The sequence below is a fragment of the Streptomyces sp. WMMC1477 genome, assembly GCF_027460245.1.
Classification (GTDB): Bacteria; Actinomycetota; Actinomycetes; order Streptomycetales; family Streptomycetaceae; genus Streptomyces.
In genome coordinates, this window is sequence record NZ_JAPZBD010000003.1 from 4,425,535 (window position 1) to 4,443,442 (window position 17,908).

Annotated in this window: 19 protein-coding genes and 3 tRNA genes; 17 read left to right on the forward strand and 5 right to left on the reverse strand. The window is 72.5% G+C overall.

The features are described from left to right. The first annotated feature begins 108 nt into the window (after nucleotides 1-108). The 5 genes from O7609_RS19840 to O7609_RS19860 all read left to right on the forward strand — a co-directional run bounded on the left by O7609_RS19840 (nucleotide 109) and on the right by O7609_RS19860 (nucleotide 2,925). Nucleotides 109-891 (forward strand): fumarylacetoacetate hydrolase family protein, encoded by a 783-nt coding sequence (locus O7609_RS19840; RefSeq protein WP_269735649.1) that lies wholly within the window; start codon nucleotides 109-111, stop codon nucleotides 889-891. Continuing rightward, nucleotides 884-2,371, forward strand: a complete 1,488-nt coding sequence (gene gltX / locus O7609_RS19845) for a glutamate--tRNA ligase (RefSeq protein ID WP_269735648.1) — start codon at nucleotides 884-886, stop codon at nucleotides 2,369-2,371. Before O7609_RS19840 ends, gltX begins: the two co-directional genes overlap by 8 nt. 281 nt (nucleotides 2,372-2,652) lie before the next feature. After that, nucleotides 2,653-2,724: transfer RNA gene (locus tag O7609_RS19850), tRNA-Gln, on the forward strand. A gap of 27 nt (nucleotides 2,725-2,751) precedes the next feature. Beyond that, a tRNA-Glu gene (locus O7609_RS19855) sits at nucleotides 2,752-2,824 on the forward strand. 28 nt (nucleotides 2,825-2,852) lie between these two features. After that, a tRNA-Glu gene (locus O7609_RS19860) sits at nucleotides 2,853-2,925 on the forward strand. Nucleotides 2,926-3,027: 102 nt separating this feature from the next. On the opposite strand, the gene O7609_RS19865 is transcribed toward O7609_RS19860, so the two are convergent. Further along, entirely contained in the window at nucleotides 3,028-3,672 is a 645-nt protein-coding gene (locus O7609_RS19865) for a MerR family transcriptional regulator (RefSeq protein WP_269743986.1), read from the reverse strand. A gap of 138 nt (nucleotides 3,673-3,810) precedes the next feature. Between O7609_RS19865 and O7609_RS19870 the strand changes: the two genes are divergently transcribed. Beyond that, nucleotides 3,811-4,311: a DUF4188 domain-containing protein gene (locus tag O7609_RS19870; protein ID WP_269743987.1), complete on the forward strand. Its 501-nt coding sequence runs from the start codon at nucleotides 3,811-3,813 to the stop codon at nucleotides 4,309-4,311. A 248-nt stretch (nucleotides 4,312-4,559) separates the two neighbouring features. On the opposite strand, the gene ndgR is transcribed toward O7609_RS19870, so the two are convergent. Further along, complete coding sequence (ndgR, locus tag O7609_RS19875) at nucleotides 4,560-5,285, reverse strand: IclR family transcriptional regulator NdgR (protein WP_191211955.1); 726 nt, start codon at nucleotides 5,283-5,285, stop codon at nucleotides 4,560-4,562. A gap of 152 nt (nucleotides 5,286-5,437) precedes the next feature. Here ndgR and leuC point away from each other — a divergent pair, with 152 nt between their 5' ends. The 5 genes from leuC to O7609_RS19900 all read left to right on the forward strand — a co-directional run bounded on the left by leuC (nucleotide 5,438) and on the right by O7609_RS19900 (nucleotide 9,201). Further along, nucleotides 5,438-6,862 (forward strand): 3-isopropylmalate dehydratase large subunit, encoded by a 1,425-nt coding sequence (gene leuC / locus O7609_RS19880; RefSeq protein WP_269735645.1) that lies wholly within the window; start codon nucleotides 5,438-5,440, stop codon nucleotides 6,860-6,862. Nucleotides 6,863-6,867: 5 nt separating this feature from the next. After that, on the forward strand, nucleotides 6,868-7,461 hold the full coding sequence (gene leuD / locus O7609_RS19885) for a 3-isopropylmalate dehydratase small subunit (RefSeq protein ID WP_269735644.1): 594 nt from the start codon (nucleotides 6,868-6,870) through the stop codon (nucleotides 7,459-7,461). Nucleotides 7,462-7,690: 229 nt separating this feature from the next. Then, nucleotides 7,691-7,915: a hypothetical protein gene (locus O7609_RS19890; RefSeq protein WP_269735643.1), complete on the forward strand. Its 225-nt coding sequence runs from the start codon at nucleotides 7,691-7,693 to the stop codon at nucleotides 7,913-7,915. 126 nt (nucleotides 7,916-8,041) lie between these two features. After that, a complete protein-coding gene (locus O7609_RS19895) occupies nucleotides 8,042-8,674 on the forward strand; it encodes an HU family DNA-binding protein (RefSeq protein WP_269743988.1) in 633 nt (210 codons plus the stop codon). Between the two features lie 278 nt (nucleotides 8,675-8,952). After that, on the forward strand, nucleotides 8,953-9,201 hold the full coding sequence (locus O7609_RS19900) for a hypothetical protein (RefSeq protein ID WP_269735641.1): 249 nt from the start codon (nucleotides 8,953-8,955) through the stop codon (nucleotides 9,199-9,201). Here O7609_RS19900 and cofC read toward each other — a convergent pair. After that, nucleotides 9,173-9,832 carry a 2-phospho-L-lactate guanylyltransferase gene (gene cofC, locus O7609_RS19905; protein WP_443072176.1) on the reverse strand — a complete coding sequence of 220 codons (660 nt, stop codon included), beginning with the start codon at nucleotides 9,830-9,832 and terminating at the stop codon, nucleotides 9,173-9,175. The genes O7609_RS19900 and cofC overlap by 29 nt on opposite strands. A gap of 159 nt (nucleotides 9,833-9,991) precedes the next feature. Between cofC and O7609_RS19910 the strand changes: the two genes are divergently transcribed. From O7609_RS19910 to O7609_RS19920, 3 genes are all read left to right on the forward strand, one after another. Next, nucleotides 9,992-10,855, forward strand: a complete 864-nt coding sequence (locus O7609_RS19910; protein ID WP_269735639.1) for a lysophospholipid acyltransferase family protein — start codon at nucleotides 9,992-9,994, stop codon at nucleotides 10,853-10,855. After that, nucleotides 10,852-11,853, forward strand: a complete 1,002-nt coding sequence (locus O7609_RS19915) for an NAD(P)H-dependent glycerol-3-phosphate dehydrogenase (RefSeq protein ID WP_269743989.1) — start codon at nucleotides 10,852-10,854, stop codon at nucleotides 11,851-11,853. Before O7609_RS19910 ends, O7609_RS19915 begins: the two co-directional genes overlap by 4 nt. Nucleotides 11,854-11,995: 142 nt before the next feature. Further along, nucleotides 11,996-13,153: a D-alanine--D-alanine ligase family protein gene (locus tag O7609_RS19920; RefSeq protein WP_269735637.1), complete on the forward strand. Its 1,158-nt coding sequence runs from the start codon at nucleotides 11,996-11,998 to the stop codon at nucleotides 13,151-13,153. 205 nt (nucleotides 13,154-13,358) lie between these two features. On the opposite strand, the gene O7609_RS19925 is transcribed toward O7609_RS19920, so the two are convergent. After that, nucleotides 13,359-13,592, reverse strand: a complete 234-nt coding sequence (locus O7609_RS19925) for an Lrp/AsnC family transcriptional regulator (protein WP_269735636.1) — start codon at nucleotides 13,590-13,592, stop codon at nucleotides 13,359-13,361. A gap of 98 nt (nucleotides 13,593-13,690) precedes the next feature. On the opposite strand from O7609_RS19925, the gene O7609_RS19930 reads away from it, so the two are divergent. Next, a complete protein-coding gene (locus O7609_RS19930) occupies nucleotides 13,691-14,677 on the forward strand; it encodes a thiamine-phosphate kinase (protein ID WP_269743990.1) in 987 nt (328 codons plus the stop codon). Nucleotides 14,678-14,745: 68 nt separating this feature from the next. After that, nucleotides 14,746-15,546 carry a bifunctional hydroxymethylpyrimidine kinase/phosphomethylpyrimidine kinase gene (gene thiD / locus O7609_RS19935; protein ID WP_269735634.1) on the forward strand — a complete coding sequence of 267 codons (801 nt, stop codon included), beginning with the start codon at nucleotides 14,746-14,748 and terminating at the stop codon, nucleotides 15,544-15,546. Nucleotides 15,547-15,627: 81 nt separating this feature from the next. Here thiD and rpmB read toward each other — a convergent pair whose 3' ends face one another. Next, nucleotides 15,628-15,813: a 50S ribosomal protein L28 gene (gene rpmB / locus O7609_RS19940; RefSeq protein WP_219091405.1), complete on the reverse strand. Its 186-nt coding sequence runs from the start codon at nucleotides 15,811-15,813 to the stop codon at nucleotides 15,628-15,630. A gap of 439 nt (nucleotides 15,814-16,252) precedes the next feature. Between rpmB and O7609_RS19945 the strand changes: the two genes are divergently transcribed. Then, a complete protein-coding gene (locus O7609_RS19945) occupies nucleotides 16,253-17,848 on the forward strand; it encodes a DAK2 domain-containing protein (protein ID WP_269743991.1) in 1,596 nt (531 codons plus the stop codon). The last annotated feature ends 60 nt before the right edge of the window (nucleotides 17,849-17,908 follow it).

A 17,908-nucleotide genomic window follows, 5' to 3' on the forward strand; every position in this document is an offset into this window, starting at 1 on the left:
GGTGCCCGGCCCGGGGGCCGCGGCCTCCCCCGCGCGGCCGGTGAACGGCAGCGGATACGCTGAAACCCCACCGTTCGTCCGAGGCCACCCGAAAGGGCACCGTTCACCGTGCGCATCGCCAGATTCTCCATCGACGGCAACGTCGGATTCGGCGTCGTGGAGGGCGACGCCGACACCGAGCCCGGCCTGGTGCTCGATCTCATCAAGGGTCACCCCTTCGGCGAGTTCGAGCGCTCCGGCCAGAAGGTGCCGGTCAGCCAGGTCCGGCTGCTCGCCCCGGTGCTTCCCAGCAAGGTCGTCGCCGTCGGGCGGAACTACGCGGAGCACGCGAGGGAACTGGGCCGGACCGTCCCCGAGACCCCGGTCGTCTTCTTCAAACCGTCCACGTCCGTCGTGGGCCCCGGCGACCCGGTGGCCTACCCCGGATTCTCCGCGGAGGTGCACCACGAGGCGGAGCTCGCCGTCGTCATCGGCCGCATGTGCCACCAGGTGCCCAGGGAGCGCGTGTCCGAGGTGATCCTCGGCTACACCTGCGCCAACGACCTCACAGCCCGGGACGTCCAGCGCCGCGAGGAGCAGTGGGCCCGGGCCAAGGGCTTCGACGGCGCCTGCCCGCTCGGCCCCTGGGTCGAGACCGACCTGGATCCCTCCGACCTCACCGTCGGGTGCACCGTCAACGGGGAGCAGCGGCAGCTCGGCCGCAGCGCCGAGATGGCCCACTCCGTGGCGGACCTGGTCGTGCACATCAGCGAGGCGATGACCCTCCTGCCGGGCGACGTCATCCTCACCGGCACCCCCGCGGGCGTCGGCCCCCTCAACGTCGGCGACGAGGTCGCCGTCACCATCGAAGGCATCGGCACTCTCACCAACAAGGTGATCAAGCGTGGCTAGCGCAACCACCCCGGCACCCGTCCGGGTCCGTTTCTGTCCGTCCCCGACCGGCAACCCGCACGTGGGACTGGTCCGCACCGCCCTGTTCAACTGGGCGTTCGCCCGCCACCACGGCGGCACCCTGGTCTTCCGCATCGAGGACACCGACGCCGCGCGGGACTCCGAGGAGTCCTACGAGCAACTCCTGGACTCCATGCGCTGGCTCGGGTTCGACTGGGACGAGGGCCCCGAGATCGGCGGTCCGCACGCCCCGTACCGCCAGTCGCAGCGCATGGACATCTACGCGGACGTCGCCCGGAAGCTGCTGGAGTCCGGCCACGCCTACCGCTGCTACTGCACGGCCGAGGAGCTCGACGCCCGCCGCGAGGCCGCCCGCAAGGCGGGGCGGCCCTCGGGCTACGACGGCCTGTGCCGCGAGCTCACCCCCGAGCAGATCGCCGCGCACGAGGCCGAAGGCCGCACGTCCATCGTGCGCTTCCGGATGCCGGACGAGCCGATCACCTTCACCGACCTCGTCCGCGGTGAGCTGACTTTCCAGCCCGAGAACGTGCCGGACTTCGGCATCGTCCGGGCGAACGGCGCGCCGCTGTACACCCTGGTCAACCCGGTGGACGACGCGCTGATGGAGATCACCCACGTGCTGCGAGGCGAGGACCTGCTCTCCTCGACGCCGCGCCAGATCGCGCTCTACCGCGCCTTGGCGGAGATCGGCGTCGGCAGCGGCCGGACGCCCGAGTTCGGCCATCTGCCGTACGTCATGGGGGAGGGCAACAAGAAGCTCTCCAAGCGGGACCCGGAGTCGTCCCTCAACCTCTACCGGGAGCGTGGCTTCCTGCCGGCGGGGCTGCTCAACTACCTGTCCCTGCTGGGCTGGTCGATCGCCGAGGACCGGGACATCTTCTCCATGGACGAGATGGTCGCGGCCTTCGAGATCACCTCGGTGAACGCCAACCCGGCCCGCTTCGACCTCAAGAAGTGCGAGGCGATCAACGCCACGCACCTGCGCGAGATGCCGGTGGCGGACTTCGTCACCGCGTGCGAGCCGTGGCTGCGGGCGCCCCACGCACCGTGGCGTCCCGAGGCCTTCGACCGCGCCGAGTTCGACGCGCTCGCCCCACTGGCCCAGACCCGGCTGACCGTGCTGTCGGACATCACCGCCAACGTGGACTTCCTCTTCCTCGACGAGCCGGCCGAGGACGAGGCGTCGTGGAAGAAGGCGATGAAGCCCGGAGCCGAGGCCCTGCTCGCGACGGCCCGGGAGAAGCTGGCGGCGGCCGACTGGAACGCCGAGGCCCTCAAGGCGGCCGTGCTGTCGGCCGGCGAGGAGCACGGCCTCAAGCTCGGCAAGGCCCAGGCGCCGGTGCGGGTGGCGGTCACCGGCCGGACGGTCGGTCTGCCGCTGTTCGAGTCCCTGGAGGTGCTCGGGCGGGAGCGCACGCTCGCCCGCGTCGACACCGCCCTGAAACGCCTGACGGCCTGAGCCCGGGCCCGGAGCCCGCTCCCGGCGCCCCGCGGCCCCGCGCTCCCGCTCCCCGCGCCCCCGGTACCCGCTGGCACCGGGGGCGCGGGCGTTCGTGTCCCGTTCCCGTTCCGGTGGACGACGGGTCGGCCTACCCGCCGGTGGCCGGGGCGTAACCCGTTTTGGAGCACCGCACGCGATCAGGTAATGTTCTTCCTGTCGCCGAACGGGGCAGGCCGAAAGGCCGGAACACCGGGAAGCGGCTCACCTGAATGAAACCCCCTCAGGGGGTTGAGTTTTGGTGGGGTATGGTGTAATTGGCAGCACGACTGATTCTGGTTCAGTTAGTCTAGGTTCGAGTCCTGGTACCCCAGCGCGATCTTCGCCCAGCAAGATCGAATGCCCCCGTTGTGTAGCGGCCTAGCACGCCGCCCTCTCAAGGCGGTAGCGCCGGTTCGAATCCGGTCGGGGGTACTGGCTCTCTTCGGAGAGCCGAGCTGGGGCCCCCGTTGTGTAGCGGCCTAGCACGCCGCCCTCTCAAGGCGGTAGCGCCGGTTCGAATCCGGTCGGGGGTACTCGATCAGGAAGACCCCGCACCTCGTGGTGCGGGGTTTTTCGTTCTCGGCCTTCCGTGCCGAGGGGGCCGCCCGTCGGGCGTCCCCCTCCCGGCGGCGTGCTCAGGCCCCGTCCGGCGCGCCCGAGTAGCGTCGCGTCGACTCCTCGGCGTGCGCCATGCGCCGCAGGCCCAGCAGTACCGGCTCGTACAGCACCGTCAGGGCCACCGCGGCCTCGAGCTGAGTGGTCGGCGCGGCGAAGCGCTCAATCATGTCCACGTCGTGCACGGCGAGCTCCCCGGTCAGGCGGGCGTACGGCAGGAGGTCCTCCAGGGCGCAGGGGTAGCCGAGCTGCATCAGGGTGGCTACCGCCTCGACGAGCGCCTCCTGGCCGCAGGACGTGGTGACCTGCTGCCAGCCGAGCCGCTCCCGCAGCTCGGCGACCCGGCTCCGGGCTGCTTCCCGCTCCTTCGGCCCGGCCGTGGACGGCCGTCCGCCCGGCACCGCCTCCACGGCCGTACTGAGCCGCGAGCCCTGGTCCAGCCCCTCGTCCTCGATGGCGCTCAGCACGTCCCGCGCCGTCGCGACCGGTACCCGGCCGACCTGGATCAGGGCCCGTGCCAGGCCGAGTCGCCGCAGGTGTTCCTCGCCGTACTCGGCCTGCGTCGCGCTCACCCGCTCGCCGGGCGGCAGCAGCCTCTCCCGCAGGTAGTACTTGATCGTCGCGGTGGGGATGCCGCTGCGTTCGCTCAGTTCGGCCAGTCGCATACCGGCCATTCTCGCCCGAGGCGGCCCGCGTCATGCCCGCGTCGTCGGCCGGGAGCCTGCTTGCGATCTTCATTGGAGAGTGGCACTATCCAAGTGGGGAGTGAGCGGCGCTCCCGTGGTTCGAGGGGTGGATTCGTCATGGCCGAGCAGGTGCGCGAGGGACGGATGACCGCGGCCGCGCAAGGGGAGCTGACCGTGTTCCTCATCGGGATGCGCGTCAACCGGATGCTGGCGGTGCGCACGTGGTGGCCGGTGCTGCGGGCCATGCCGCGCATGCTGCGGGAGCTGAGCCGGGACGACGAAAGCGGGCTGCTCGGTTTCCAGACGCTGATCGGGGGCCCGCAGCTGGTCTACGTCGTCCAGTACTGGTCCTCGCACGAGAAGCTGATCGCCTACGCCTCGGCCCGGGGTGCCGAGCATCGCCCGGCGTGGGCGGCCTTCAACCGGCGGGCGAGGGGGTCCAGAGGCGCGGTGGGGATCTGGCACGAGACGTACGTGGTCCCGGACGGGGCTTACGAGAGCGTCTACGTCTCGATGCCGCCCTTCGGGCTGGCTGCGGCCACTGGCGTCGAGCCGGTGGGGCACCGAGGCGAGCGTGCCGCTCAGCGGCTGCGGCTGGGCCGCAGTCCGCTGGGCTGACGCCGCGCGCCCCCAGGGGTGCGGGGAGCTGCGCGAATAGTCACAGTGCGCCCGCAGTCCGCGCTGCGTGGGAGGGGGCAGCGTCCTGCCCCGCGCAGCGCCTGGGGCCGGTGGCTGCGCTTGCCAGCCCTGTGCCTTCGCGCAGACTTCCCCAGCGCGGGGGCGTGCGTCCAGCCCTGGGCCGGGGGAGGGGTGATGCGCGGAGTGGGGGAGCCTCCTGGTCCGGGCTGGTTTCACCTCGGGCAGCCTCAACCGCGGCGCAGGGCCTCGGAGAGCCGGTTGGCGGCGTCCACGATGGCTTGGGCGTGCATCCGGCCCGGGTGTCGTGTCAGGCGCTCGATCGGTCCGGATACCGAGACGGCGGCGACGACGCGGTTGGACGGGCCGCGCACCGGGGCGGATACGGAAGCCACCCCCGGCTCGCGTTCGCCGACGGACTGGGCCCAGCCCCGCCGTCGCACGCCAGAGAGCGCTGTCGCGGTGAACCGGGCGCCCTGGAGTCCCCGGTGTAGCCGCTCCGGCTCCTCCCAGGCCATGAGGATCTGGGCGGCGGAGCCGGCCTTCATCGGCAGCGTCGAGCCCACGGGCACGGTGTCGCGCAGGCCGGAGAGCCGCTCGGCCGCAGCCACGCAGATGCGCATGTCGCCCTGACGCCGGTAGAGCTGCGCGCTCTCTCCGGTGACGTCGCGCAGGTGCGTGAGCACCGGGCCGGCGGAGGCCAGGAGCCGGTCCTCCCCGGCCGCGGCGGCCAGCTCGGAGAGCCGGGGGCCGAGTATGAACCGGCCCTGCATGTCCCGTGCCACGAAGCGGTGGTGCTCGAGAGCCACCGCGAGCCGGTGCGCCGTGGGGCGCGCCAGGCCGGTCGCGCTCACCAGTCCGGCGAGCGTGGCCGGACCGGACTCCAGAGCGCTCAGTACCAGAGCTGCCTTGTCGAGAACGCCCACACCACTTGAGGCGCCGCTAGAGTTGTCCATGCGTCGATACTTGCGTCTCACATTACGAAACGCAAGTTCAATATCCCGGAGAACCCGCCAGTCTGGGGTGACGGCTACCACCTGGGCACACCAGTGGGTGGGGCGAGGATCTCTATGTGTGGTCGGCGGCGCGGCCGGCCGGAGGGACAGCGATGGGACGGACACTCGCGGAGAAGGTCTGGGACGACCACGTCGTCCGGCGTGTGGAAGGCGAGCCTGACCTGCTCTACATCGATCTTCACCTGCTGCACGAGGTGACCAGCCCGCAGGCCTTCGACGGTCTGCGCAAGAGCGGGCGTGCCGTGCGTCGCACCGATCTCACCATCGCCACCGAGGATCACAACACCCCGACCCTCGACATCGACAAGCCGATCGCCGATCCCGTCTCCCGTACGCAGCTGGAGACCCTGCGGAAGAACTGCGCGGACTTCGGTGTGCGCCTGCACCCGCTGGGCGACGTCGAGCAGGGCGTCGTCCACGTCGTGGGACCGCAGCTCGGCCTCACGCAGCCGGGTATGACCGTGGTGTGCGGTGACAGCCACACCTCCACGCACGGCGCCTTCGGCGCGCTGGCCTTCGGTATCGGCACCAGCCAGGTCGAACACGTTCTGGCCACCCAGACGCTGCCGCTGGCGCCGTTCAAGACGATGGCGATCACCGTCAACGGCGAGCTGCCGGCCGACGTCACCGCCAAGGACCTGATCCTCGCGGTCATCGCGAAGATCGGCACCGGCGGCGGCCAGGGCTACGTGCTGGAGTACCGGGGCGAGGCCATCGAGAAGCTCTCGATGGAAGCGCGCATGACCATCTGCAACATGTCGATCGAGGCCGGTGCCCGCGCGGGCATGATCGCCCCGGACGAGACGACGTTCGCGTACGTCAAGGGCCGTCCCCACGCCCCCGAGGGCGCCGACTGGGACGCGGCCGTCGAGTACTGGCGCACGCTGCGGACCGACGAGGACGCGGCGTTCGACCGTGAGGTCGTCATCGAGGCCGCCGAGCTGGCCCCGTTCGTGACCTGGGGCACCAATCCCGGCCAGGGCGCGCCGCTGTCGGCCAGCGTCCCGGACCCGGCGTTCTTCAGCGACGAGAGCGAGAAGCTGGCGGCCGAGAAGGCTCTGGAGTACATGGGCCTGTCCGCGGGCCAACCGCTGCGGGACATCGCGGTGGACACCGTCTTCGTCGGCTCGTGCACCAACGGCCGCATCGAGGACCTGCGCTCGGCCGCCGCCGTCATCGAGGGTCGCAGGGTCGCCGACGGCGTCCGCATGCTGATCGTGCCCGGTTCCGTGCGGGTCGCCCTGCAGGCCGTGGAAGAGGGCCTGGACAAGGTGTTCACTGCCGCCGGGGCCGAATGGCGGCACGCGGGTTGCTCGATGTGCCTGGGTATGAATCCCGACCAGCTCGCCCCGGGGGAGCGCTCGGCTTCCACCTCCAACCGCAACTTCGAGGGCCGGCAGGGCAAGGGTGGACGCACCCATCTGGTCTCGCCGCCGGTGGCCGCCGCGACCGCGGTGCTGGGCCACCTCGCCTCGCCCGCCGACCTGTCCGACAACGCCGTGCCCGCGGGAGTCTGATCACGATGGAAGCCTTCACGACCCACACCGGCCGGGCCGTTCCGCTGCGCCGCAGCAACGTCGACACCGACCAGATCATTCCGGCGCACTGGCTGAAGAAGGTCACCCGCGACGGGTTCGAGGACGGACTCTTCGAGGCGTGGCGCAAAGACGACGCGTTCGTCCTGAACCAGCCCGAGCGCCAGGGCGCGACCGTCCTGGTGGCCGGGCCGGACTTCGGCACCGGTTCCTCGCGTGAGCACGCTGTCTGGGCCCTGCAGAACTACGGCTTCAAGGCGGTCATCTCCTCCCGCTTCGCCGACATCTTCCGGGGCAACTCGCTCAAGAACGGCCTGCTCACGGTCGTTCTGCCGCAGGAGACGGTGGACGCCCTGTGGAAGCTGACCGAGTCCGACCCCGCGGTCGAGGTCACCGTCGACCTCGTAACCCGCAAGGTCGTCGCCCCGGGCGTCGAGGCGGACTTCGAACTGGACGAGAACGCCCGCTGGCGCCTCCTGGAGGGGCTGGACGACATCAGCATCACGCTGAAGAGCGAAGCCGACATCGCGACGTACGAGGGTCGGCGCCCCGCCTTCAAGCCGCGCACGCAGGCGGCCTGAACTCCCTGCGGCAGACCCCCGTTCGCAGCAACGCGGTGCCCCCGTTCTCCGGAACGGGGGCACCGCGTTTTTGTCCGCTCTGGGCGGGTACGGGAGCGCTGAAGTCGGGGGGGTTATCGTGCAGTTGGCTGGATAGGTACCCTGGGTGGCTGGAACCGCACGGGTCTGGCGGGGTGGAGCGTTGACGCCCCCTGAGGCGACAACTCCCCCCAGATGGCACAATCGGTGCATGGAAGGCGACGACGAACTGGCTCTGTACGGTCTCGTCGCCGACCGGCTCAAGGAAGCACACCGCAAGGTGCGCGCACTGCAAGTCCCGGAGAGTGAACGGGAGGCGCTCATCCGGAAGCTGCTCGTTGTCACGGCCGCGGCGAAGCACGACCTGGCCTCGGCGGCGCAGCGGCTCGAACGGCTGATGGAGGAGATCGACGGCCGCCGCTTCCCTTCTGCGTGACCGACGGAGTTCGTTGCGGCACAAGGGTGATTAGCCCGTTTCGTGTTTGATTTGCGGTATATATCTGCCTACCGTGCGAAAAAGCTTGAACACCATTCGTTACGGAATGCCTCCGAAGGGGAAGACGTGAACAAGGCGCAGCTCGTTGAAGCGATCCAAGACAAGTTGGGCGGTCGCCAGCAGGCCGCCGACGCGGTCGATCACGTGCTGGACGCGATCGTCCGCACGGTGTGCGCGGGTGAGCGCGTCTCGGTCACCGGCTTCGGCTCGTTCGAGAAGGTCCAGCGGCCCGCCCGCTACGCTCGCAACCCGCAGACGGGTGAGCGGGTTCGGGTCAAGAAGACGGCCGTGCCCCGCTTCCGCGCCGGTCAGGGCTTCAAGGACCTGGTGAGCGGCGAGAAGAAGCTCCCCAAGAACGACGTCGCGGTGAAGAAGGCGCCCAAGGGCAGCCTCTCCGGGGGTACCACCACCAAGAAGGCCGCCACCAAGAAGGCGGCAGCCAAGAAGGCGGCGGCGAAGAAGACGACGGCCAAGAAGGCGCCCGTGGCGAAGAAGACCATGGCGAAGAAGACGACGGCCAAGAAGGCGCCCGCGGCGAAGAAGACCACGGCGAAGAAGACGACCGCCAAGAAGGCCGGCGCGGCGAAGAAGACGACCGCCAAGAAGGCGCCCGCGAGGAAGAGCAACGCCAAGAAGGCGCCCGCGCGCAAGACCACCGCGCGCAAGACCACCGCGAAGAAGACCGCGCGCAGCCGCTGAGCACCGCTCGGGCAGCCGGGCCGGGCCCCCTGGGTCCGGCCCGCGGCATGTCCGGCCCCGGTGGCGCCCCGACGGGGCGCGGGGGGCCGCGCGAAGGGCTTCGGCCTCTCTCGGGGCGCGCCGTGGGTGAAGGGGCAGTTCCCGTGCGGGCCGGGCCTGGAGGCCTGGGCCCTGGGCCTGCCGGCCGCGCGTCTTCGGGCGGCCTTCCCCGGCGCGAGGCGGCGAGGAGCGCTCCCTCCCTTAAGGCCCGTCCGCCGGACAGGCCTTAGGCTCTGGGTATGCAGGCCACCGCGTACACCTACGATCCGCAGACCCGCACGGGCAGCGTCCTGTTGGACGACGGTACTCCCGTGCCCTTCGACGCCGCCGCCTTCGACGCGGGCGGCCTGCTCCTCCTGCGCCCCGGCCAACGGGTCCGCATCGAGACCGAGGGCGGCGAGGCCGAAGGCGGTGAGCCCAAGGGGGACGAGACCGAGGGCGCCAGGGCGGAGCGCCGCATCACCCTGGTGACGTTGCAGACGCTGTGAGGGTGTGACGCCCGACGCCCAGGGTCAGCGCCGCACCGAGATCCGCGCCGGTGTCCACGTCCCGGCGCACGCTGTCCACCCCGGTGACGCAGAGCTCCACCGCGCCGGACGCCCGGTGCCGCCGCCGGGACGTTCCGCCGAAGGCCGGTGAGAGGGCCACTCCCGGGCGTGCGGTCAGGAGCGTCGTCCCCACTCCGGCGGCGTCCGCCAGAAAGGCGCGGGGGAATCGCGCCGCGACGGCGAGGGCCCGGCCCAGTTCCGCCGGGCGCAGCGCCGGCAGATCCGCGTTGAGGGCCGCCAGATGCGTGTGCGGGGCCTCGGCCCGCACCCGCTCGGCGCCGTGGCGCAGGGCCGGGTTCAGGCCGGCCCCCGGTGTGTCCGGCAGGACCCGCGCCCCCAGCGACGCCAGCTCGCGGCTCGCCAGCGGGTCGTCGGTGACGACCACCACACCGCGCACCTCCGGGCAGGCCAGCGCCGCCGTCACGGTGTCCAGGGCGAAGGCCAGCGCGAGCCGCGGGCGCAGGGCGTCGTCGAAGGTGGGAGCCAGTCTGCTCTTGGCCAGCCCCAGGGTCTTGAGGGGAACGACGACCGACCAGCGCGCTCCGGCCACCCCTCGCGTCTCCTGCTGCATCGGGCCCATTCTCACCCGGCTGTGAACCCTGGGGTTACGGTGTCCTCGACAGGGTGGTGGCCGAGGGCCACACTTGTGCGGTTGTCCCCGGCGCACAGCGCGAGCCGGCCGGTCCGGTGCGACCGCCCGGTGAGAAGAGCAAGAGGAGATGGTGTCCCGGTGTCCCGCCGAAAGATCGGGTTCTGGTATCGCTTGGCGGCGGTCATCGCCAAACCCCTGTTGCTCCTCCTCTTCAAGAGGGATTGGCGCGGAATGCAGAACATTCCGGCATCGGGCGGATTCATCGTCGTGGTGAATCACAACTCGTATCTGGACCCGCTGTCCTACGCGCACTTCCAGTACAACACCGGACGGGTTCCCCGCTTTCTCGCGAAGGTGAGCCTTTTCGGCCGCGGCTTCGTGGGCGCCGTGATGCGGGGCACCGGTCAGATCCCCGTGTACCGCGAGTCCGCCGACGCCATCGGCGCCTTCCGGGCGGCCGTGGAGGCAGTCAACAAGGGAGAGTGTGTGGTCTTCTACCCGGAGGGCACCCTCACCCGCGATCCGGAGCTGTGGCCGATGGAGGGCAAGACGGGGGCCGCCCGGGTCGCCCTGCTGACCGGGGCACCCGTCATCCCCGTCGCCCAGTGGGGCGCTCACGAGGTCGTGCCGCCGTACGCGAAGCGCAAGCGCGTGCGGCTGTTCCCGCGCAAGACGCTGCGCGTCCAGGCCGGGAAGCCGGTCGACCTCTCCGCGTTCCTCGGCCGGGAGCCGACCGCCGAGTTGCTGCGCGCCACCACCGACGCCCTCATGGACGCCGTCACCGCCGAGCTGGCCGACCTGCGCGGTGAGCCCGCGCCGCGGGAGCGCTACGACCACCGCAAGGCCGTGGCGGAACGTCGCCGCACCCGCCGCCCGGCGGCAGCGGAGGCCGCCCCGGGCGCGGAGGCCGGCCAGGAGGGGCAGGCCGGCCGGGAAGAACAGGCCGCCCCGCCCGCGCAGGACCGCCCGCGCACCTCGGCCGCAGGGGAGGACCCCGCGTGACGAAGGCAGCCGTGTTCGGCACCGGCTCCTGGGGCACCGCCTTCGGCATGGTGCTCGCGGACGCCGGCTGCGAGGTGACGCTGTGGGGGCGCAGGCCCGAGCTGGCCGAGGCGGTCAACATGCGGCACACGAACCCCGACTATCTCCCCGGCGTGGTACTGCCCGCGTCGCTGCGGGCCACGACGGACGCCGCGGAGGCCGCCGCGGGCGCCGAGTTCACCGTCCTGGCCGTACCTTCCCAGTCGCTGCGCGGCAACCTGGCCGCCTGGGCGCCGTTGCTGCCCACGGACACCGTCCTCGTGTCGCTCATGAAGGGCGTGGAGCTGGGCAGCACCAAGCGCATGAGCGAGGTCATCCAGGAGGTCGCGGGCGCCCCGCCGGAGCGCATCGCCGTCCTCACCGGGCCGAACCTGGCCAAGGAGATCGCGGCCCGGCAGCCTGCGGCCTCGGTCGTCGCCTGCCGGGACGAGGAGGTCGCGCGGCGGCTCCAGAAGGTCTGCCACACCCCCTACTTCCGGCCCTACACCAACACCGACGTCGTCGGCTGCGAGCTGGGCGGCGCCGTGAAGAACGTCATCGGGCTCGCCGTGGGCATCGCCGACGGCATGGGGCTCGGCGACAACGCCAAGGCCTCGCTCATCACCCGCGGCCTGGCGGAGACCGCCCGCCTCGGCGTCCGTCTCGGCGCCGACCCCGCGACCTTCGCCGGTCTGGCGGGCCTCGGCGACCTGGCGGCGACCTGCTCCTCCCCGCTCTCCCGCAACCACACCTTCGGCGCCAACCTCGGCCGGGGCATGACGCTGGAGGAGACCATCGCCGTCACCCGGCAGACGGCCGAGGGCGTGAAGTCCTGCCGGTCCGTGCTGGACCTGGCCACCCGGCACGGCGTCGAGATGCCCATCACCGAGACGGTCGTGGAGATCGTGCACGAGGGCAAGGCGCCCCTGGTGGCACTCAAGGAGCTGATGGGACGCAGTGCCAAGGCAGAGGGCCGCTGACGGTTCCGTCCGGGGCTCCGCGCGCCCTCAGGAGCCGCGGGGCGGCGGCCGCACAGGCCCGGTCGTGCGCGGTGCGTAGCGTGGGGGCCACCGCCCGTGCCGTGCCTGCGCCGGAAGCCGATCAGCCGGTAATCTCAGCGCGATGAGCACGTCAGACACCTCCAGCACCTCCCCCCGTCCGTCGCGCAAGCCGCGCGTCGCCGTCGTCTTCGGTGGGCGCAGCTCCGAGCACGGCATCTCCGTCCTGACCGCGGGAGCCGTGCTCCGCGCGATCGACCGCGAGAAGTACGACGTGCTGCCGATCGGCATCACACCCGACGGGGGCTGGGCGCTCACCAGTGACGCGCCCGAGCGCATGGCGATCACCGACCGCCGACTGCCCAGCGTGCCGGAGCTGACCGAGTCCCGAACCGGCAGTGTGGTCATGCCCGTGGACCCGGCCAGCCGCGAGGTGGTCTACAGCGAGCCCGGCCGCGTGCCCGAGGCGCTGGGCGACGTCGACGTCGTCTTCCCCGTCCTGCACGGCCCCTACGGCGAGGACGGCACCCTCCAGGGCCTGCTGGAGCTCTCCGGCGTCCCCTACGTCGGCTCCGGCGTGCTGGCCTCGGCGGTCGGCATGGACAAGGAGTACATGAAGCGGGTCTTCCTCTCCTACGGCCTGCCGGTCGGCCCGTTCACCGTGATCCGGCCCCGCGAGTGGGAGCAGGACCAGGCCGCCGCGCGCAAGAAGATCGTCGACTTCGCCGCCGAGCACGGCTGGCCGGTGTTCGTGAAGCCCGCCCGGGCCGGCTCCTCCATGGGCATCACCAAGGTGGACGACCTCACCGGGATCGACGAGGCGATCGAGGAGGCCCGGGCACACGACCCCAAGATCCTCGTCGAGTCGCTGCTGCGCGGCCGGGAGATCGAGTGCGGCGTGCTGGAGTTCGGCGACGGCCCCCAGGCCAGCGTCCCGGCCGAGATCCCGCCCGTCACCAGCCACGACTTCTACGACTTCGAGGCCAAGTACATCGACTCGGCCACCGGCATCGTGCCCGCGCCGCTCACCGACGAGCAGACCGCCGAGGTCCGCGCACTCGCCGTCCGGGCCTTCGACGCCGTCTCCTGCGAGGGCCTGGTCCGGGCGGACTTCTTTCTTCTGGAGGACGGCCGGTTCGTCATCAACGAGATCAACACGATGCCCGGCTTCACGCCGATCAGCATGTACCCGCGGATGTGGCAGGAGTCGGGCGTGGGCTACGCCGAGCTCGTGGACCGGCTGATCCAGGCCGCGCTGCACCGCTCCACGGGTCTGCGCTGACCCCGGCGGCGTCCGCCCCCGGGTTGTAGGGTTCGCTCCCGGGGGCGGGGCCCGGGCTCCGGAATGCGGACGCGGAAGCGTGCCCGGGCCGGACGGAAAGGGTGCGCGCAACGCGCGCAGAGGCCGCGAGGAGGCCGCGCGGAAGGCGCGCGGGCAGGGTGGAACGACGGCGGGAGCCAGGGCTCCCGCCGCGACTGCGGGGGAGCTACAGATGGACGACCGGGCAGGTCAGCGTCCGGGTGATGCCGTCCACCTGCTGGATGCGGGCGACCACGAGCTTGCCCAGTTCGTCCACGGTGTCGGCCTGGGCTCGGACGATCACGTCGTAGGGTCCGGTCACGTCCTCGGCCTGGACGACACCCGTGATCTCCCCGATCACCTGCGCGACGGTCGACGCCTTGCCGACCTCGGTCTGGATCAGGATGTAGGCCTGTACCACGGGACCTCCAGGGCGGCTTCGAGGATCATGGGAGTGGGAGGGACGCTACGGTATCGCGTCGTCACCACCAGCGGCGAGCTTTGTGAAAGGGCAGACGGATGCTGAGTTTCCCCGGGGGCCGTCCCCCGACTCCTGGGACCGTCGGCGATCTCGGGGAGTTCGGCCTGATCCGGGAGCTGACCGCCCGGCTGACGGCCACGCCGGCCGTCAAGCTGGGCCCGGGCGACGACGCCGCCGTCGTCGTCGCCCCGGACCGCCGTGTCGTCGCCAGCACCGACGTGCTGCTGGAGGGGCGGCACTTCCGGCGGGACTGGTCCACCGCCTACGACGTCGGGCGGAAGTCCGCCGCCCAGAACCTCGCCGACATCGCCGCCATGGGCGCGGCGCCCACCGCGCTCCTGCTCGGCCTCGTCCTGCCCGCCGACCTGAACGCCAACTGGCCGGTGGAGCTGATGGACGGGCTGCGGGACGAGTGCGACGTCGCCGGAGCCGCCGTGGTCGGCGGGGACGTGGTGCGCGGTGAGACGATCACCATCGCCATCACGGCCCTGGGCGACCTGAGGGGGCGGGAGGCGGTCACGCGCGCCGGGGCCCGGCCCGGAGACGTCGTCGCCGTCACCGGCTGGCTGGGCTGGTCGGCCGCCGGGTACGCGATACTCAAGCGCGGCTTCCGGTCCCCGCGGGCGTTCGTCGAGGCCCACCGCCGGCCCGAGCCGCCCTACCACGCGGGCCCGGCCGCCGCGGGGCTCGGCGCCACCGCCATGACGGACGTCAGCGACGGCCTCGTCGCCGACCTCGGGCACATCGCGGAGGCCAGCAAGGTCCGCATCGACCTGAGCACCGAGGCGTTCGACATCCCCGCGCAGATGCACGACATCGGACAGGCCGTCGGCGTCGACCCGCTGCGCTGGGTCCTGACCGGGGGAGAGGACCACGCGATCGTCGCCACGTTCCCGCCCGGACGGAAGCTGCCCGCGCGCTGGCGCGTCGTCGGCGAGGTGCTGCACCCCTCGGCCTCCTCCCGCGTCACCGTCAACGGCGCGCCCTGGCACGACGGCGGCGGCTGGGACCACTTCGGCGCCTGACCCCGGCCCCGGACGGCCCCCGACCCGGACGCCGAGGGCGGCCACGGGCGTTGCGTAGGCTTCCGCCCATGCGCATACCCCCAAGGGTTCTCACCATCGCCGGCTCCGACTCCGGGGGCGGGGCGGGCATCCAGGCGGACCTGAAGGCCATGCTGGCCCTGGGCACCCACGGCATGAGCGTCCTGACCGCCGTCACCGCACAGAACTCGCTCGGCGTGCAGGGCGCCTGGGAGCTCCCGGCCCAGGCCGTGCGGGCCCAGTTCCGCAGCGTGGTGGAGGACATCGGCGTCGAGGCCGTGAAGACCGGCATGCTGTCCTCCGCCGAGCTGGTCCTCACCGTGGCCGGGCTCCTGCGGCGGCTGGAGGTGCCCGTCGTCGTCGACCCGGTCGGCGTCTCCAAGCACGGAGACCCGCTGCTGGCCGCCGAGGCGCTGGAGGCGGTGCGCACGGAGCTGCTGCCGACGGCCACGGTGGCCACCCCGAACCTGGACGAGGTGGCTCAGCTCACCGGCATCACCGTCACCACGGAGGGCGAGCTGCGCAAGGCGGCGTCGGCGGTCCTCGGTTTCGGCCCGCGCTGGGCGCTGATCAAGGGCGGCCACCTGCGCGGGGAGGCCACCGACCTCCTCACCGACGGCGACCGGGAGCACTGGCTGCGCGCACCCCGCCACCTGAACCGCCACACCCACGGCACCGGCTGCACGCTCGCCAGCGCCGTCGCCGCCGAGCTGGCCAAGGGCGCGGACGTTCCCGCGGCGGTGGCGGCGGCCAAGGAGTACGTCACCGGGGCCATCGCGGCCGGCTTCGCCCTCGGCTCCGGCATCGGCCCCGTCGACCACGGCTGGCGTTCCCGTCGCGACACCCGGTGACGACGGCCGGGCAGCACAAAGCCGGTCCGCCCGAGACGGACCGGCTTGCGGCAACCGGGAGGCTGCGCTGCGACTAGGGCGTCAGCGCGAGACCTTGCCGGCCTTGATGCACGAGGTGCAGACGTTGAGGCGCTTCGGCGTCCCACCGACCGTGGCACGCACGCGCTGGATGTTGGGGTTCCAGCGACGCGGGGTGCGGCGGTGCGAGTGGGAGATGCTGTTGCCGAAGCCCGGCCCCTTGCCGCAGACGTCGCAGTTGGCAGCCACGGGTCACTCCAAAGACTTCAGATACACGTACGGTGGGTCCTGGCCTCGCGGAGATCAGACCGAACGCTTCGGAGCGAAGTCCCGATCCGACGGGATCGGACCGAACGCTCACAGGACTGACCGGCTTTGCCAGGGAGATGGTCACCTGACTCAACGCATCGCGTCAGGCAACCGAAGCAGCATACAACGACTGCTTACAGACCCTGAAATTACCACGGGTCGCCTCGCTCCCGCCCGGCGCCCTTCCCCGCAGCCCGCCCACCCGCCGACGCATCCCTGCTCCCGGCACGGACGGCACTCCCGTCCCGATCGGCACTCCGCCCCGGACGGCCGCCGCGGCGTGCGACTACCCTTCCCGGCTGGGCCCCGTGGGCCGGGCGCACCGCGCCGGTCACGGGAAGGGCGGGGCCGGACACGAGCTGAGGAGGTGCGTCGCCCGGTGCCGCACACGCTGGACGCCGCCACGGTCCGCACCTGGTGTGCCCGCGCACTGGACGCCCTGGGCAGCGCCCGGGAGACGATCGACGCGATCAACGTCTATCCCGTCGCCGACGCCGACACCGGCACCAACCTGTACCTCACCGTGGAGGCCGCCGCGCAGGCCGTGGAAGCCGCGGGAGCGGGCGAGCCCACGCTCGCCGAGGCCACGGCCGCCATGGCCCACGGTGCGCTGCTGGGCGCCCGCGGCAACTCCGGCACCATCCTCGCCCAGCTCCTGCGCGGTCTGGCCGGGGAGATCGCGGCGGGCCGTGACCTGCGCTCCGCGCTGCACGGCGCGGCCCGGCTGGCCCGGGCCGCGGTGGCCCACCCCGTGGAGGGGACCATCCTCACCGTCGCGACGGCCGCCGCGGAGTCCGCCGAGTGCGCCGGGGGCGGGGACGCCGAGGTGGTCCGGGCCGCGTGCGAGGGCGCGCGGGCGGCGCTGGCCGCCACTCCCGCACGTCTGACGGTGCTGGCGGGCGCCGGAGTGGTGGACGCCGGCGGCTACGGCCTCGTCACCGTGCTCGAAGCGCTGCTCACCGCGCTCACCGGTGAGCAGCCGGCGGCGCCGCCCCCCGAGCGCGTCCGCCCCGCCGGAAGCCCGCCGTCTGCGTTCGGCGGCTGCGCGGCCGGCCCGGAGGCAGGCGCGGAGACGGAGGGGCCGGAGTTCGAGGTGATCTACCTCCTCGACGCCGCCGAGCCCGCCGTCGACCGGCTCCGGGAGCGGCTCGACGGGCTCGGGGACTCCCTCGTCGTCGTGGGCGGGGACGAGCTGTGGCACGTCCACGTGCACGTCGACGACGCGGGTGCCGCCGTCGAGGCGGGCATCGAGGCGGGGCGTCCGCACCGGGTGCGCATCAGCCACCTGGCCGGACGGCACGCCGCCCCGGAGCCGGCGGAGCGCGCGGTGGTCGCCGTCGTCCCGGGTGAGGGGCTGGCCCGGCTGTGCGACGAGGCGGGCGCCCTCGCCGTCACCGTGCGCCCCGAGGAGCCGCCGGGCAGCGGCGAACTGGCCGCCGCTGTGCGGCGGGCGCACGCCCGCGAGGTCGTTCTGCTGCTCGGCGGGCCGGAGCTGCGGCACACCGCGGCCGCCGCGGCCGAACAGGCGCGATCGGAGGGCGTCCGGGTGGCGATCATCCCGGCCCGCTCCCCGGTGCAGTCCCTGGCGGCGCTCGCCGTGCACGAGGCGGAGCGGCGCTTCGACGAGGACGTCGTGGCGATGACCGCCGCGGCCGGAGCGACCCGCTACGCGGAGCTGACCGTCGCCGAGCGGCGCTCGTGGACGACGCGGGGGGTGTGCCAGGCCGGGGACGTGCTCGGGCTCATCGACGGCGACGTCGCCGTGATCGGCGGGGACCTGACGGACTGCGCGGCCGAGGTCCTGGACCGGATGCTCGCCGCGGGCGGCGAACTCGTCACGCTCGTCCTCGGCGGCGGGGCGCCCGAGGGGCTCGTCCGCGTCCTCACCGACCGGGTGCGCCGTTCGCACCTCGGGGTGGACACCGTCGTCTACGAGGGCCGCCAGCCCTCGCCGCTGCTGATCGGCGTGGAGTAGCGGGCCCGGCGGCGAGGGCGGCACCGGCGTGGGACGCGGTGCTCCCCGCCGTTGTCGGCG

Excerpts from the sequence above, each read along its gene's own strand:
- O7609_RS19865 (WP_269743986.1), bottom strand. The coding sequence starts at position 3,672 with ATGCGACTGGCCGAACTGAGCGAACGCAGCGGCATCCCCACCGCGACG.
- O7609_RS19870 (WP_269743987.1), top strand. The coding sequence starts at position 3,811 with ATGGCCGAGCAGGTGCGCGAGGGACGGATGACCGCGGCCGCGCAAGGG.
- ndgR (WP_191211955.1), bottom strand. The coding sequence starts at position 5,285 with ATGGACAACTCTAGCGGCGCCTCAAGTGGTGTGGGCGTTCTCGACAAG.
- leuC (WP_269735645.1), top strand. The coding sequence starts at position 5,438 with ATGGGACGGACACTCGCGGAGAAGGTCTGGGACGACCACGTCGTCCGG.
- leuD (WP_269735644.1), top strand. The coding sequence starts at position 6,868 with ATGGAAGCCTTCACGACCCACACCGGCCGGGCCGTTCCGCTGCGCCGC.
- O7609_RS19890 (WP_269735643.1), top strand. The coding sequence starts at position 7,691 with ATGGAAGGCGACGACGAACTGGCTCTGTACGGTCTCGTCGCCGACCGG.
- O7609_RS19900 (WP_269735641.1), top strand. The coding sequence starts at position 8,953 with ATGCAGGCCACCGCGTACACCTACGATCCGCAGACCCGCACGGGCAGC.
- cofC (WP_443072176.1), bottom strand. The coding sequence starts at position 9,832 with ATGCAGCAGGAGACGCGAGGGGTGGCCGGAGCGCGCTGGTCGGTCGTC.
- O7609_RS19920 (WP_269735637.1), top strand. The coding sequence starts at position 11,996 with ATGAGCACGTCAGACACCTCCAGCACCTCCCCCCGTCCGTCGCGCAAG.
- O7609_RS19930 (WP_269743990.1), top strand. The coding sequence starts at position 13,691 with ATGCTGAGTTTCCCCGGGGGCCGTCCCCCGACTCCTGGGACCGTCGGC.
- thiD (WP_269735634.1), top strand. The coding sequence starts at position 14,746 with ATGCGCATACCCCCAAGGGTTCTCACCATCGCCGGCTCCGACTCCGGG.